This window comes from Natranaerofaba carboxydovora (assembly GCF_022539405.1).
In the GTDB taxonomy this organism is placed as follows: domain Bacteria; phylum Bacillota; class Natranaerobiia; order Natranaerobiales; family Natranaerofabaceae; genus Natranaerofaba; species Natranaerofaba carboxydovora.
Map to the genome: position 1 here is coordinate 2,917,817 of NZ_CP054394.1, position 15,438 is coordinate 2,933,254.

At 33.7% G+C, this 15,438-nt stretch carries 14 protein-coding genes and 3 tRNA genes; all 17 read right to left on the reverse strand.

Annotated elements, in window-relative coordinates:
- Positions 1-82 precede the first annotated feature (82 nt).
- On the reverse strand, positions 83-850 hold the full coding sequence (locus ACONDI_RS13800) for an enoyl-CoA hydratase-related protein (RefSeq protein WP_241079125.1): 768 nt from the start codon (positions 848-850) through the stop codon (positions 83-85).
- A 36-nt stretch (positions 851-886) separates the two neighbouring features.
- Positions 887-2,251, reverse strand: a complete 1,365-nt coding sequence (locus tag ACONDI_RS13805; protein WP_241079126.1) for an FAD-dependent oxidoreductase — start codon at positions 2,249-2,251, stop codon at positions 887-889.
- Between the two features lie 208 nt (positions 2,252-2,459).
- A complete protein-coding gene (rlmH, locus tag ACONDI_RS13810; RefSeq protein WP_241079127.1) occupies positions 2,460-2,942 on the reverse strand; it encodes a 23S rRNA (pseudouridine(1915)-N(3))-methyltransferase RlmH in 483 nt (160 codons plus the stop codon).
- A gap of 123 nt (positions 2,943-3,065) precedes the next feature.
- Complete coding sequence (locus ACONDI_RS13815) at positions 3,066-4,247, reverse strand: S1C family serine protease (RefSeq protein WP_241079128.1); 1,182 nt, start codon at positions 4,245-4,247, stop codon at positions 3,066-3,068.
- A 22-nt stretch (positions 4,248-4,269) separates the two neighbouring features.
- The gene (locus ACONDI_RS13820) at positions 4,270-5,061 is read right to left on the reverse strand and encodes an MBL fold metallo-hydrolase (RefSeq protein WP_241079129.1); all 792 of its coding nucleotides are present in this window, start codon (positions 5,059-5,061) and stop codon (positions 4,270-4,272) included.
- A 30-nt stretch (positions 5,062-5,091) separates the two neighbouring features.
- Positions 5,092-6,258: a DUF362 domain-containing protein gene (locus ACONDI_RS13825; protein WP_241079130.1), complete on the reverse strand. Its 1,167-nt coding sequence runs from the start codon at positions 6,256-6,258 to the stop codon at positions 5,092-5,094.
- A gap of 17 nt (positions 6,259-6,275) precedes the next feature.
- The gene (locus tag ACONDI_RS13830; protein WP_241079131.1) at positions 6,276-6,941 is read right to left on the reverse strand and encodes a histidine phosphatase family protein; all 666 of its coding nucleotides are present in this window, start codon (positions 6,939-6,941) and stop codon (positions 6,276-6,278) included.
- Entirely contained in the window at positions 6,938-7,474 is a 537-nt protein-coding gene (locus ACONDI_RS13835) for a ferredoxin domain-containing protein (RefSeq protein WP_241079132.1), read from the reverse strand. The genes ACONDI_RS13830 and ACONDI_RS13835 overlap by 4 nt, the downstream gene beginning before the upstream one ends.
- A gap of 55 nt (positions 7,475-7,529) precedes the next feature.
- Entirely contained in the window at positions 7,530-8,411 is an 882-nt protein-coding gene (gene yycI, locus ACONDI_RS13840; RefSeq protein ID WP_241079133.1) for a two-component system regulatory protein YycI, read from the reverse strand.
- A gap of 19 nt (positions 8,412-8,430) precedes the next feature.
- Positions 8,431-10,074, reverse strand: coding sequence for a two-component system activity regulator YycH (yycH, locus tag ACONDI_RS13845; protein WP_241079134.1), 1,644 nt, complete (start codon positions 10,072-10,074; stop codon positions 8,431-8,433).
- 56 nt (positions 10,075-10,130) lie between these two features.
- Positions 10,131-11,888, reverse strand: a complete 1,758-nt coding sequence (locus ACONDI_RS13850) for an ATP-binding protein (RefSeq protein WP_241079135.1) — start codon at positions 11,886-11,888, stop codon at positions 10,131-10,133.
- The gene (locus ACONDI_RS13855; RefSeq protein ID WP_241079136.1) at positions 11,881-12,588 is read right to left on the reverse strand and encodes a response regulator; all 708 of its coding nucleotides are present in this window, start codon (positions 12,586-12,588) and stop codon (positions 11,881-11,883) included. Before ACONDI_RS13855 ends, ACONDI_RS13850 begins: the two co-directional genes overlap by 8 nt.
- A 269-nt stretch (positions 12,589-12,857) precedes the next feature.
- Positions 12,858-13,274: a NusG domain II-containing protein gene (locus ACONDI_RS13860; protein WP_241079137.1), complete on the reverse strand. Its 417-nt coding sequence runs from the start codon at positions 13,272-13,274 to the stop codon at positions 12,858-12,860.
- A 154-nt stretch (positions 13,275-13,428) separates the two neighbouring features.
- A complete protein-coding gene (locus ACONDI_RS13865) occupies positions 13,429-14,850 on the reverse strand; it encodes a peptidoglycan DD-metalloendopeptidase family protein (RefSeq protein WP_241079138.1) in 1,422 nt (473 codons plus the stop codon).
- Between the two features lie 272 nt (positions 14,851-15,122).
- Positions 15,123-15,198 (reverse strand) — tRNA-Phe (locus ACONDI_RS13870).
- A 10-nt stretch (positions 15,199-15,208) separates the two neighbouring features.
- Positions 15,209-15,284: transfer RNA gene (locus ACONDI_RS13875), tRNA-Glu, on the reverse strand.
- Between the two features lie 37 nt (positions 15,285-15,321).
- A tRNA-Lys gene (locus ACONDI_RS13880) sits at positions 15,322-15,397 on the reverse strand.
- Between the last annotated feature and the right edge of the window lie 41 nt (positions 15,398-15,438).

Sequence of the window (15,438 nt, forward strand, 5' to 3'; positions counted from 1 at the left end):
ATTGTAGTTTACAAATAAAATCACAAAAAACAAAAGCCCCGGGTTTTACCGAGGCTTTAAATAAACAACGACATATTAATTATCAATCATTCCATTCTGGTTTTCTCTTTTCAAAGAAACAACTAATACCTTCTTCTGCATCTTGGTGCTTGGTATTATTTGCTATGACTTCTGTGGTATAAGTAAGAGCCTGGAAATCCTCCATGTTTAATTGCTGATAAAAAGTTTGTTTTCCTAGTTCAATAATGTTTAAGCTTTGCTTAGTAACCTCTTTTGCCAGATTTTCTGTTTCTTCATCCAAATTTTCAAGAGGGACAACTTTATTAACCAGTCCATATTTTAGGGCTTCATCTGCTGACATGAAGTTACCTGTGAAAAGTAGTTCAACAGCTTTTTTCCTACCGATGTTTCTACTTAAAAAAACTGCTGGGGTACTGCAAAACAGGCCGCTGTTAATACCTGGTGTGGCAAATCTTGCATCTTCTGATGCTACTGCCATATCACAGTTAGCAACAAGTTGACAACCAGCCGCAACTGCAACTCCTCTAACTTTTGCAATTACGATTTGAGGCAATTCCCTAATTCTTCTCATGAATCCCTGGCAGTCTTGAAATAGCTTTTTTACGTCTTCAAGTGAGCCTGATTGTATTTCTTTTAAGTTATGTCCGGGACTTAATGTTTTTTCATTTCCCTGAATAACAACTACTTTAACTTCTCTATTTTCTGCTATTTCTTTAAGTAAGTTATCAAATTCATGTATTACTTTAGAGGATAAGGCATTGAATTCTTTGTCGTTTTGAATTGTGATATACCCTATTTTTTCATGTTTTTTGTAGCTTAAGTAATCCAAGAAAAACCAACTCCTTTTAAAATTTATAGAAAGATTTTACCCTTTTACCTTTTTCTTTCCCACCCTTCCTGATAAAACAATAGGGTCATACACAGGTGAGAAAGGTGGAGCATATGCCAAATCCAGGTTGTACAAATCTTTGATAGTGCCATTTAACTGAATCATGCATGTATATACATCTATCTTCTTTGCTTCATCAATAGGACCCAGAATTTGAGCCCCTAGAATTCGACCGGACTTGGAATCAAAGTTAACTAGAATCTTAATATTATCACTTCCAGGGTAGTAATGTGGCTTCGTCCTACTTTCTACTACTATAGTTTCAGCTTCAAAACCATTTTGTAGCGCCTCATGATGCGTTAGACCTGTCATGGCCACCCCATAATTAAAAATCTTTAAAATGGAGCTTTTCGCTATCCCCGGGAATTCTTCTATATCACTTTCACTAGCTATATTGGTTCCAGCAATACTTCCTTCTTTATTAGCTTTAAGAGCCAGGGGTGAAAACACAGGTTCACCTGTTATCAAATCCACAGTTTCTACAACATCTCCAGCAGCATAAATATTATCATAGTTTGTCTTCAAATACCTTGACACTTTAATAGTATTACTTACACCTAGCTCAATCCCTGAGTCTTTAAGAAATTCAGTATTGGGGGCTACACCCATGGCTAGAATTATCAGATCAAATTCTAACGGCTCACCTTCTTTAGGTACAGCAACTGCCTTATTCATATCATTGCTTTTTTCTTCAACTTTGTCAATTTCTGTATTTAATTCTAAATTTACATTATTATCTTTTAAAATTCCCAAAATATCCTTTGAAATCTCTTCTTCAAAGGCTCTATTCAGCTGATCCCTCCTATGTATTAGCGTTGTATCCAAATTCATCTGGGATAGAACTTCTGCCATCTCAAGGGCAATATAGCCCCCTCCTACTACCCCTACCTTTCTAATATCTTTCTCATTTATATATTCCCTAATTTTCTTACCATCTGCAACATTCCTAACCGTAAAAACATTACCGGATTCTACTTTAATCCCCTTATTAGATGGCGATGCTCCAGAGGCTATTACAAGGTAATCAAAACTTTCTTCTATAGCTTGTCCATCTTTAGTATATTTTAGACTATTATCCTGTGGATTAACCGACTTAACTTCCGCGTGCAGCCTAAGATCGATGTTTCTTTTCTCAGTAATAACGTCTTGTTTCAAAGCAAATAAATCTTCATGGTCTTTTATTTTGCCCTGGATATAATACGGAATACCACATCCCGCATATGAAACTTCATCGGTTTTCTCTATTACTATTGTCTCCCAAGCTGGATTAGTACGTTTAATTTGACTAGCAGCACTTAATCCAGCGGCATTTCCACCAATTACAATAACTTTTTTTGACACAATAATCACCCCTGGTAAAAATTTTAAGAATTTCATTGTTTTTTAAGTGTAATTTCCTGAATATTATGACAACTATAACACAATAAGAATAGCATAATAATTTATAAATGTCAAAAACATCGAAAACTTATCTAGAGCCTTAGTGGCCTGTATCCAACAAGTAAAGTAAACTCAATATCATCTTTAAAATCTAACCCTTTTATTAAAATTATGTATGGTACGGTTCATTCTTATTAATTTTGAAAGCCCTAAATATTTGTTCTAGCAAAATTAATCGCATTAATTGGTGAGGAAAAGTCATTTTAGAAAAAGAAATTAGCGTATCAGCTTTTCTTTTAAGTCCATCAGAAAGCCCCATAGTCCCTCCAATAATAATATTTATCTTGTTAATTCCAGTGTTCTCAAATTCTTTTATTTTTTTGGCAAATTCCTCAGAAGTGAATTGTTTACCTTCTAGGTCCAACATTATAATATGAGAATTACTGTCAAGTTTTCCTTTAATTTTCTCCCCTTCGATATGTTTTATTTTATCAATTTCTTTATCATTATTTTTTTTTGGCAAAGGTTCATCTTTAACTTCTATAAGTTCTAAATTTATATATTTACTTAATCTTTTTTTATACTCTTTTATTCCCTCTGCAAGATATTTTTCGCCAATTTTTCCAACGCAAATTATTTTTATCTTAAGCACTTGCCTCCACCCTTTCTAACAAACAATAAGGAGCAGCTTAATAATGAACAAAACTGCTCCTTCAAATAGAAATATTTAAAATAAAGGCTTCCCATTTCAAGACTATTAACCTTAACTTAGATGTTAGTTCCTTGGACTGCCTAAAACAAGATCTAATTCAACTTCTTCCTGTCCTCTCATAACAGTTATAGTTATTTCATCACCTATTTCGTATTGATCTCTAATTTTCCTAAGTTCTGCTAAGGTTTGCACTTCTTCATCCTCCATCTTCAAAATAATATCTCCTCTTTGTAAACCTGCTTCATCTGCCGGACTTCCATTTTCCACCTCCGCTATACGCATACCTGGTATTGGAGCAAAGGGATCTACTTCCTCAACAATGATCCCTAGCCACGGTCTTTCAACGTATCCCTGATCTCTTAATTCTTCCACAACATCTTGCACTAAGTTAGAAGGAATAGCAAACCCCATCCCTTCAACTCCATGAGCCTGTATTTTTACACTGTTTATACCAATAACCTCCCCTTTTGCATTTACAAGAGGCCCTCCACTATTACCTGGGTTTATTGCAGCATCAGTCTGGACCAATTCTACGTAATCATTTTCAATTAGCATGGTCCTGTCAGGGGCACTGATAACACCAGAAGTCACCGAACGTTGAAAGTCAAGACCCAAAGGATTCCCTATGGCTACTGCTAGCTCACCCCTTACAAGTTCATCGGAGTCACCAAATTCTACAGCAGGCAACCCACTTTTTTCAATTTTTAGAAGAGCAAGGTCAGATTCCTGGTCAGTTCCTATTACTTCAGCTCTTTCATCATCCCCCTCTTCTATGTTTATATATATTTCATTAGCATGTTGAATAACGTGATAGTTAGTAACTACGTATCCATCTGAATCGACAATAATTCCTGATCCTGCACCTTCTAATTCTTGCTGTTGCCCAAAAGCACCTACTCTATCAGTTGAAACTCCAACCACTGATGGCATCACAGCATTTGCAGCTCTAACAACAGGAGTATCCTGATAATCTTCTTCCTCATCATTAAATGGCCAAATCTTTTCTTCTCCTTCTACAATATCTGCAAGTTCTTCTTTTTTCTCTTTTGAAATTTGTTCATCTTGGTTTTGTTTTGTATTTGTGTCCAGATTTTCTTCTAGCTGGGCTTCAAATCTACTAACTACTACAGGCGGCAAAATAATAGCAAGCATTATACCACCAATTATTATTCCAAAGAACAAGGGTAAAATTAAAGATTTGAAGCGACTGGTGGATTTGTTTTCAAACTCATCAAATAAACTCATAATTAACCCCTCCTAAAATTGCTTAACCTTCCACTTGAATTAATGAAGTTCCATTTTTTCTATCTGCAACCATCAAATTGGTTTCACCTGCTGATATACCGTTAAACACCATTGAGTTCTTTATACAATTAAAAGCCAAGTCAGGTTTATTGTTTTCTTCACTAAGGTGGGCTAATACAATATTATCTGTGTTTGATGTTACAATATCTCCAAGTTTTTCAGCCAAATCATCATTTGACAAATGACCTTTTACGCTCCTGATTCTTTTTTTTAAAAAAAGAGGATATGGCCCTTTCTTTAATAATTCTGGATCATGGTTGGACTCAATGATCAAACAATTAGACCCTTTTAGTCTATCTTTCATAACACTACTAAAAACTCCACAATCAGTTGCTATGCTTATCTTTATATTATTAACCATTAAGTTAAAGCCAACCGGGTCCAAAGCATCGTGCGATACCGGAAAAGGTGCTACATATATATCATTTAGTTCAAACCCACCTTTATGTAATTCTCTTTCATTTTGATGGTTAATTTCACCAATCATTGATTTTAGTTGTTCCCACGTTCTCTTTGTTGCATATACTGGTATATCATATCTCCTGCTAAAAACTCCTACTCCGGTCACATGATCTTTGTGCTCATGAGAAACCAAGATTCCTGAAAGCTCATTTGGGTCAACGTTTAATTCTTTCAATTTATTTTCTATAAATTTACCAGATAGACCAGCATCAATAAGTATTTTAGTATTATGACCTTCAATAAATATTGAATTACCATTACTGCCACTTGCTAGAACTTTTACTTTAAACATAGCCCTCTCCCTTGGTTGTATATTCTTTTTTTACTTTTTATTTTTCTTATCATCTTCTTTTTTGAGTTTTTGATCTATTTTTATTAGTTCATAATCTTTAGTACCCATCCCCAGTTCTTCAGCATGATCTATATGCCACTGTGGGTGTTTCTCATTGATGGCTGCAAGGGGTTCTTCTTCTTTTTTAACTTCTTTTTCATATCCTTTTGATTCGGGAAGTAGCTCTGCCTCTTTTAATATATCTAGAGTTGCTTTTTCTATTGCAACAATATCATCCGAAACAAGTACTCCTTGATCTTGCACAACAGGTGTATCTGCCATAGGCATACAATCACATTCTGGTTGAACTTCTAATATAAAGTTAATATACAAAATCTTGCCTTTTTGGAATGTACTCACAGCAGCATATGCAGCTTCAGCAAGGCCTTTTTGAAATCTTTCTTCTGATTGAGGTAAAGTCAGAGCTTCTTCTTTACACACTCTTGCACACCTTCCACATTTAACACAGATCTCATAATTAACCTCTATATTTTCGGTACTATCGTCTTTGTATATCGCCTCGTGAGGACAAACCTCTATACATCTTTCACAATAAGTACATTTTTCTTTATCCCATTCAAGACTGATATTTTGAGCAAAGTGAATTCTTCCTCTTTCAGCGTGACCGCAATCATTCCTACAGCTTATTGCACCCATTCCCAAGTTTTTTATCGCCCCACCATATCCTGACCCTATATGCCCTTTGCAGTGTGATATAACTATCATCGAGGGAGAATTATATATAGTTGAAGCAATTCCGATCTCGCCCAGTATGTCACCTGCTTTTACATTAATTTTGTCTTGTCCGAAAATACCGTCTGCAAGCACCATAGGAGCTCCAACAGAAAGGTGATTTAAACCTTCCATATTTGCTACTTCCAAATATTCAAGACCGGGTATTCTAACCGTATCAGTTACAAACGGCTGTCCACCATGTTCTTTTATTTTTTCCACAACTTTTCTTATAAATATAGGCCTTATTATCCTGTGTGCACCATAAGACCCAAAGTGTGTCTTCACTGCCACATATTCTTTTTCATCAAAATAATTAGATAAATCAATTCGATTTAATATTTCTTCAAACTTAGCAACAAAACTGTGATTATAATCAAATTCATTTGCTCTTGCATCAGCAAAATAGATTTGATTTTTTGCCATTTTGACCACCCTCCTTCTTAATAAGTTATCCCTTCTTCACATCCTTTAATATGGCATATATCATTTAAAAGCACTATTCTTGCTCTAATCTCATTACTATAATAAGAAACACTAACTTTAGTTAAAGATGCGTTACTAAAGACAAAAGGCCAGGGCATATCATATAAGTTATAACCTGTAATTAAAGCAATGAAACCACCAAGTACCCTGCCGTGGGTCACAAGAGCGATATTTTCATTCGTATCAGATGCATCCCTCAAGTGTCTTTCGACTAATAAATTAAAAACTCTTTGAAGCCTTTCTTTAAAAGCAAGTATTCCTTCCTCTTCAGGTATAGTTGTATTCCAGAAGTTTTTTTCCATTTTATTTGCTAATTCGCTATATTTCAACCTTATTTCTTCTCTTGTGAGCCCTTCTATTATGCCCCAACTATATTCTCTTAGCTGTGGGATAACTTCTATTTCTAATTTGTTATCATGGTATCTTTTAATCTCTTCTGCTGTATCTTTTGCCCTTACTAAGTTACTAGAATATATTTTAGATATTTTTTCATTCTTTAGCCTATTTGCCAATAGCTCTGCTTGTTTTGTCCCAGCTTCTGATAATGGATAATCTAAGGTCCCCTGAAACCTTTTATCAATATTTGCTTTAGTAGCTCCATGTCTTATTAATAATAAGTTCATTTTTTCTCTCTGTCGAAGAATATGTTCTTACCACTAGAAGTAAGAGGTATCCCGTAAGCAATTTTTACCTCTTCCCCAAGAAAGCCTAAGTTCAAAGCAGCTTTTCCTGCTGTAAATAACACTCGATTATCCACTCTAAAATCTGCAGCTTTGCTAACAGCAGAACCAATGGCAATACCCAAATCCCCAGTATTGAAAGCACATATACCATTATTCTTTTTATTTTCTTTACAGTTTAAATAACCACAGTATCCACAGGGGGCTACTCCCACAGGTTCTATCTTAGTTCCAATCAATACTATATAGGGTGTATTTTCTAAGCAGCCCGCATCCCTTCTAAAAAATTCAGCCCCTTCTTCATCTGCTATCCTGTACATTTCCTTTTGAAGTTTCTCTAAAGATTCATCAGAAATAACTGCTGTAACAATATTATCAACACCTTTACCTTTAGGTGCAGTTCTAGCTGCAACGCAGATTAATTCTGCTACCTGTTTTAGACCTTTTTTCTCAGCGGCTTTTCCTTCTATTATCATAGTCCACCTCCTTGAAAAATTAAATAGTATAATCAAGTTCTAATTATTATATTAACTACTCAAAAGCTTCTATTTTTCCTTCTAATTCACCAGTAAATGCATTTATATAATAAATTCTATCTTGCAATTTAAATTTCCAAGCAGGTAAAGCATCCCATTTATCTGCATAAAATTCTTGAGTATAATATCCAAAACTTACCTCTTTAATTACATTTTCTACCCCGGAAGGCAAATGACTTTCCAATCTTAATAGTGCCGTAGTAGCAGGTATTATTTCTATAGAATCCTCAGACTTCCCTTTGAAGTCAAGCCAAAAAAATTGGCCTCTTATAATCCCATTAGGTGTAATGATAAGTCTCAGATAACCACCGTAAAAATTCTCATCTTCATTTTTTTGGTGGTACAATAGTTCAATTTGGTTCTCATCTCCAAAATATATCTGTTCCAAAAAAACATTATCTGGTACAGAAATAGTATTAACAAAATCTTTCCCCCAAAAAACTTTATCTGTTGAATGCCAATAATTACTTTTTATAGGAGAATCCACAGGAGTATAACCTCTTGGAAAATAGAATTTGATCATTCCAGAGTTATATATATATATCACCTCATCCTTGGGGCCCATGTATAAATTAAAATTTTCATTTTTTGTTTTCTCAAACTCATTTAAATTTAGTTCTAGGTCATCAAAAAACTTTTCTTCACAAAAACCTTTATTTCTTACCTCATAAAAACTCTTAGACTGTACTTCACCTGGAATATCACTTTTTAGAGAAATATTCTTTGCTTGAAGGTAGTCCAAAACCTCCTCCTTTTTTTCTGGAACTATCCACGGGGAGAAAGATTCAGCCCCTGAGAACCACAATCGATAACCTAATAAAATATTAAGGCATAAAAAAGCAAAGATTAATATTGTTTTTGTTTTATTCCAATCCATCAAAACACCTCATCAACATTTACTTTTCTACAATTACTCCGCCGTCTAAAGCATCGAAAACATATTTATTAGAGTCACTTTCAATAACCAAAACCGGGATTAAAATATTTTGATCTTCTTGTTTATAATAAGCATATTTTATATCTTTAACATCCACTGTAATTTCAATTTGTTTATCTTCATCTATTTGTTTTTCTTCATCAAAGTCTTCAATTTTTCCTTTTAATTCACCCGATAGTTTGTCTTTTAACCAGTTAAGTAAAATTTCTTCTGGTTCTAAAAGTGTTTTTTTTATATTTTCTTGCATGTCTTCATGATTTTGATTTACTGGTTCAATATTTCCTGGAAGCATTCTGAAATAATTAAAAGTTCCCTGAAAATTGAAATCTATTTTAATTGATTCCATATTAATAATGGGATAGCCTTCATGATAATACCTATAGCTTGTTTCAAAATTTCCTTCATCTCTAATTTGATTTTCTCCTGCAAAGTTTAAATTTTCTATTAGCAGATTTTCATTCCAACCGCCATACAAAGAAATATATTCGCCGCTTTTTTCAATGGCTTGTTTTATATTTATACCTTCCCTTGTTGTTTTTGTTAAATCTGTTGCATGCGGCGCATCATATTCAAAGCCTCCTCCAGGTAAAAAACGTAACGCTTTTTGTCCATCAGTATAAATCAAACCACCATCCCATTCATCTATCTTTCTAACAAAAGATAAATCATGAAAGAAAGCCTTAGCTAATCGTTCTTTATCTAATTCTTCATACCCTATTTCTTTTTTGACCATATATTCAGTCATCTCAGGCAAAGTAATTTCACAACTTTTCTCAATTGAAAAGGAGAACTGATCTTTACTAAGTTTATCAATATCAAATTTACCATTTTCGCTTAAATCTAATAGAATTTCATTTGTGTCAATCTGATCAATTAATTCAGATGCAGTTAAAGTTTCACCAGGTCCATCATTTTCTAGATTTAAGTTTTCACTAAGTTTTTCCCTCATGATACCCAATTCCTCGTTAAGTTCTAATTTTAATAATCTATTTTCATTTTTGCAATCTTTCAAAAAGATTCCTATTATTTCAAAGCTGTTATCAAGATAAATTGTCAGCTTGTCAAAATCATTAAATTCATAATTCATGATTTGAGAAGTCTTCAAATTTTCTTTTATTATTTCGACTATGGGAAAGTCAAATTTTAAGATCAATTCATTATAATCATTCTCTAATTTATCTGATATGTCTTCTTTATCATAAATTTCAATTGACAGGTTTTGTTCAATTAACGTTTCAAAAAAATCTTCTTTTAGTATATTCCATATATGACTATATCTTTTTGTGTTTTTTCTAAAAGAATATATAATATCACTTTTTCGTGAGTTGTCTTCTGCATCTGTAAGAATATCAAGTTCATCTGAAGTAATAGTCTCATTCACATCTGCTACTTTTTCGTCTAAAGCTTCGCCTTTTAATCTTAGTAATATTTCAGTGGGTGCAATCTGTTCAAAGATTTGCGCTTTTTCCCCATAATCAATTCGCTCTGATGTTGGCTCATCTGCTAACTCATAATGAGACGATCCCATCCATAATTGACCACTTAAGACTATAGAAGATATTACTAATGTTATAAGAAGTATCGTTTTAAAGTGTTCTAGCATACTTTCTGCCTCCTACAAAAGTGTCATTATTCATGCATCATGAAGTTATACAGATTTTAGGCCCTCCTGATATTTTTCTCGGTTTTGAAAGGGAATAACAGTTCAATAGTTGTCCCTTCTCCTTCTTTACTATAAGCTTTAATCTTTCCTCCGTGAGCTTTGATTATTTCCCGGGAAATTGCAAGTCCAAGGCCTGTACCACCTTTTTCTCTAGATCTCGCTTTATCTACTCTATAAAATCTTTCAAAAACCCTGTTTAAATCACTATCTGGTATCCCTATACCACTGTCTTCTACTATAATTTTCACACCTTCTTTATTTAAGTTTGTAGATGCACTGATACTTCCTCCCGCCGGAGTATATTTTATTGCATTCTCTAAGACATTAGTTAACACTTGTATTATTCTGTTTTTATCACCAGATATCCATAATTTTTCTGGGTAAAAATCTGATTTTAGTTTAAGTTCTTTTCTTTCTGCCATTCCTTCTATATTTTCTATCGACCTTTGGACAAGCTCATTAATCTCCACTTCTCTAAAATTTATTATGTCTTCCTTTTTGTCTAATCTAGACAAAACCAATAAATCATTTATCATGCTAACCATTCTAGAGGTTTCATTTTCAATAACATTCAAAAACCTGTAAGAGTTTGATCTATCTTCCATTGCTCCATCCAAAAGAGTTTCTACGTAACTTTTTATTGATGTCAGTGGAGTTCTAAGCTCATGAGACACATTTTCTATGAATTCTTGCTTCATTTTAATTAACTCTTCTTGTTCTGTAATATCGTTTAATACTATTATAATCCCTTTTTGACTATTATCCTGACTTTTATAAGGTACAACCTGGGCTTTCAAAATTTGATCATTGACTGAAGTAATAAATGTTTCTTTGTTTTTATCTTCAATTGCCTTTTGCGCCCTTAAAAATTCTTCTTTAGTCATAAGGTTGTTTATAAAACCAAGCATTTGTTTAGCAGCGGGATTCATATGAATAACATTATAATCATCGTCAACAACTATCACACCATCTGTCATCTGCTCTAAAATTCTTTCTACCTTGCCTTTCTCTGACGAAATTTCTTTTAAAGTCTTGTCCAACCTAGAAGCAAGAAAATTAAACATCTTGCCAAGACTTCCAACTTCGTCATCACCCTTTATATCAATACGTTTATCAAAATCTCCTTTGGCCATTGCTTCTGCTGTCAAAGTTACTTCTTTAATTGGGTCAGTTATGGTTTTAGCTAGCATAAACCCTAGTATTGCTGTTATTAACATCGCAATTAATGTGCCAGAAAATAATATGGTCCTGACCTCCTCCATGGTAAGGTCAATTTTTTCTAAGGAACCAATCATATAAACTACACCTAAAATCTGTTGTCCTTCTTCAATTGGCATTGCCATGTATTTTTCTCTATAATTAGTTTGAGGGTTTATCCTGATGTCGGTGCCTGTATTTCCTGAAAGAGACCTAGTTATTTCGTGTTCTAAGATTAGTTTACCTTCTAACTCAGAGTCAGCTCCTGTTGTGGTTATTACTCTCCCATTTTGATCAAGGAGAATAATCTCTTTTTCAGTTTCTTTACCTAACTCCTCAATCAAAGAATCCATATACTCTCTGTCAATATCATCATCATCCATATGCCTTTTTAACAAAGTCCCAACAAGCTGAGATTGTGACTTCATGCTTTCCCTGTAATCATTCAAATAATAATTTTCTAGTGAATCCAAAAGATAAACGCTGATAAGTTCCATAGCAATTAAGATTAATAAAAGATAAATAAACACCAGTTTCCACTGTATACTTTTAAGCATTATTTTCAGTCCTCCTAAAGTAGTACCCCATCCCTCTTTTTGTTATAATATAACTAGGAGAACCCGGATCGTCTTCAACTTTTTCTCTTAATCTTCTAATTGTCACATCAACAGTTCTATCATCACCTAAGTATTCATAACCCCATACATGATCTAATAGCCTATCTCTAGTCAGTATTTCTCCTCGATTATTAACAAAATAACTTAAAAGTTTGAATTCTCTGTTTGTTAGTTCAATCGCCTCGCCATTTTTTTCCACGACAGCTTTTTTAAAGTCTATCCTTATATCTCCAATTTTTACTACATTCTTTTCACGCTTATCTTCAGTTTTATTACCGTAGTCAACTCTTCTCAAAATAGCTTTTACTCTCGCTAATAACTCTCTATTACTAAAAGGTTTTGTTACATAGTCATCTGCTCCCATTTCAAGGCCAATAACTCTGTCTACTTCCGAATCTTTGGCTGTCAAGACCAGTATAGGCACAACGCTTTCTTTTCTAATTTCTTTACATGCAGTAAGCCCATCTTTATCTGGTAGCATTAAATCCAATACTATTAAATCAGGATCTTCTTCTCTAAATTTATTTACCCCTTCTTCTCCATTAAAAGCCGTAATTACTTTATAACCTTCATTTTCAAGGTTAAATTGAATTATATCGGCTATTGGTTTTTCATCTTCTATAATAAGTATCCTGGACATGTTCAAATCATCCTTTAGATATTTTCTATCAGTAATATTAATACAATTATAACATACATATAAAATTTGATATCACAAAAAAACACAGCGCCACCGGGGCACTGTGTTTTTATTTATTTAAAAAGAGGGGGTCAGACATCTTTCCTTATCGTCTGATTATATTTTAGCCTATTAATGTTACAACAATATTACAATAAGATTAAATATTTTTAACAAGCCTGTAAACAGACTTTTTGCTCCAGAATCAAAGTTTATTTTTGGATTTAGCATTAACCAGTAATGCCATCAAACTCTCTTTCTTCGTCTTCAGGAGTTTCTATATACACCACCATTTGATTTGGTACGCAGGCTATCGTCTGGCCTGTATGTTCAATCCAACCGGTGTCAGCGCAAATTCCCTGAGGACAAGTTTCTCTAGGCATTCTCTGTACTCTTACTCTATTATTTTCTAGCTCAATATTCGCTTCCCCCCTGGGAACATCAACTGTAACCACTTTCTCTTCTCCCTCGGAGGGAAAAGACATTTCTTCAACCACCTGTCCTTCTACTTCTACAATTACAACTCGCTCATTATAATCATTCCCAAACCAAAACCAACCACTGCTAACAATAACTGATGCTATAAGAAAGACAGTAATTATAATGTCTCCTAATTTTATATATTTTAAATAACTTTTTATTTCCATTTAACTCACACCTTTAAAAATTATTATTTAACATTCACAGCAAAACTTTGAAAAAAACTTTATTTATTCGACTTTAAGTATAACATAATAAACTAACTAATCAACAAAAAATAAAAGGATTATCTCATTTTAATGAGACAACCCTTTATACCGTTTAAGGCCTTGTGTATTTAAATGGATCCACCTGGCTACCATTTCTATGTATTTCAAAATGTAGATGAGCTCCCGTAGCGTTACCTGTTCTTCCGATTTCTCCTATAGGCTGACCTTGTTCTACCGTTTCACCTTGCGAAACATAATTTGTAGCATTATGTGCGTAAAGAGTTTTATACCCATTTGAATGGTTTATAATAACGGTTTTACCATATTGACTTCTATGACCTGAATATTCTACAGTCCCATCATCAGCCGCTTTTATGGTAGTTCCTTGCGAGGCTGCAAAATCCACACCACTATGAAAACCTCTTCCTCTAGGGCCAAAAGTAGAGGTTACATGTCCACTTGAAGAGTTTGCCGGCCATATAAATTGTCCACTTCCCTGTCCACTAGCAGAACCTTCAACTATAACTTTATCTTCTGGATCTTTAACAATTTTTTCATCTATTACTTCTCTTTCTACTTCTTCTCCATTTTCTTTAGTTACTCTATAATTAACTTCTTTCAAGCCTTCTTCCCCTGAGTTTGCCACCTTTTCCTCCCCTGCCGGCATTGAACTATCTTCTTCATAAATCGTTTCATAAGGTATAGATTCTTCTTCTACCTCTTCTATGGTTAACATTACGCTTAACATTTGTCTTTTTTCTGTACTTTCAGATTTTACTTCAGTATCACCTTCATCAGATCCATCCGAGTAGGCTCTTCTAATATTTTCTCGGGTATTACTCTCATTTGAAGCCAAATTAACATCTGATTCTCCAAATAATATAATGTCAAGAGCCTCTTCTTTTTCTATTATTTTTTCAGGTAAAACATACTCAGAATAAACGCTTATTTGTTCTTTAAAGGAAATGTCTGTAATTTTAATACTTTCTTTTTCTTTATAGTCTTCAGTATAGTTAGATTTAACCTCTGCCATAATATTTTCTACTGTTTCTCTATCTTCTAATATAATTTCGTTTTGGGAATCGATATTTAATACAAATGCATTTGTTACAAAATTCAACTTGTTTTCAAGTTCATTGTTTATAAATTTTAGATTTTCCATATCTTTTTCGCTTTCGACAATTTCATGTTTATATTCATTTTCGTATTTGTCTCTATCTAACTTGGTAATGGAAATCTCATTTTTAAGTTCTAAACTATAGCCTTTATTTTGCTCTTGTTCTTCCTTCAAGTAATCTATGTATTCCTCCACTTGTTGAACGTCATTCTCGTCTTCTAAGGCACCAACGACTTTCTCATCAACTTTAACAAGGTAAACATTACTATCAAATATTTCTACAAAATCTGTTGTAAATATTCCACCCGTAATGAAGAATATAAATAAAAATACAAAAGAGTAATATAACTTTTTTTGCCCAAGCCCGCCCCGGTATTCTAAATCATAAGGTAAATCAGGTTTAAAATTATATTGCAATGCTTACACCCCTTTAACCTGGTTCATTTGAGTTTTGTCATTAATAGTCATTTATAACAGCTTTTTTAGCCGCGCAGAATCATTATTCTTTAAAAATTCCATTTTTCCTTCTTTTTTAAAAATTTTTTGCCTATTTGCCTAATTACTACTTATGACTGGTGTAAAAAGTTATATGAACAATGTTTTGTTTTTAATTGCTATAAATTTTGATGAAAAAATAAGAAAAACAGGACTTTTGTCCTGTAACAAAAAATAATAAATAGAAATAAAAATGGTGCCGAGAGACGGAGTCGAACCGCCGACACGAGGATTTTCAGTCCTCTGCTCTACCGCCTGAGCTATCTCGGCACATTTTAAATGGTGACCCCTAGGGGATTCGAACCCCTGTCTTCGGCGTGAAAGGCCGATGTCTTAAACCACTTGACCAAGGGGCCACTTCAATCAATTAAAAAGTACAACTAAACTTTTTAATGGTGAGCCATCCAGGATTCGAACCTGGGACACCCTGATTAAAAGTCAGGTGCTCTGCCAACTGAGCTAATGGCTCACATTACCTCTCAAAAGGGCAATCACTATCCTACACCACTA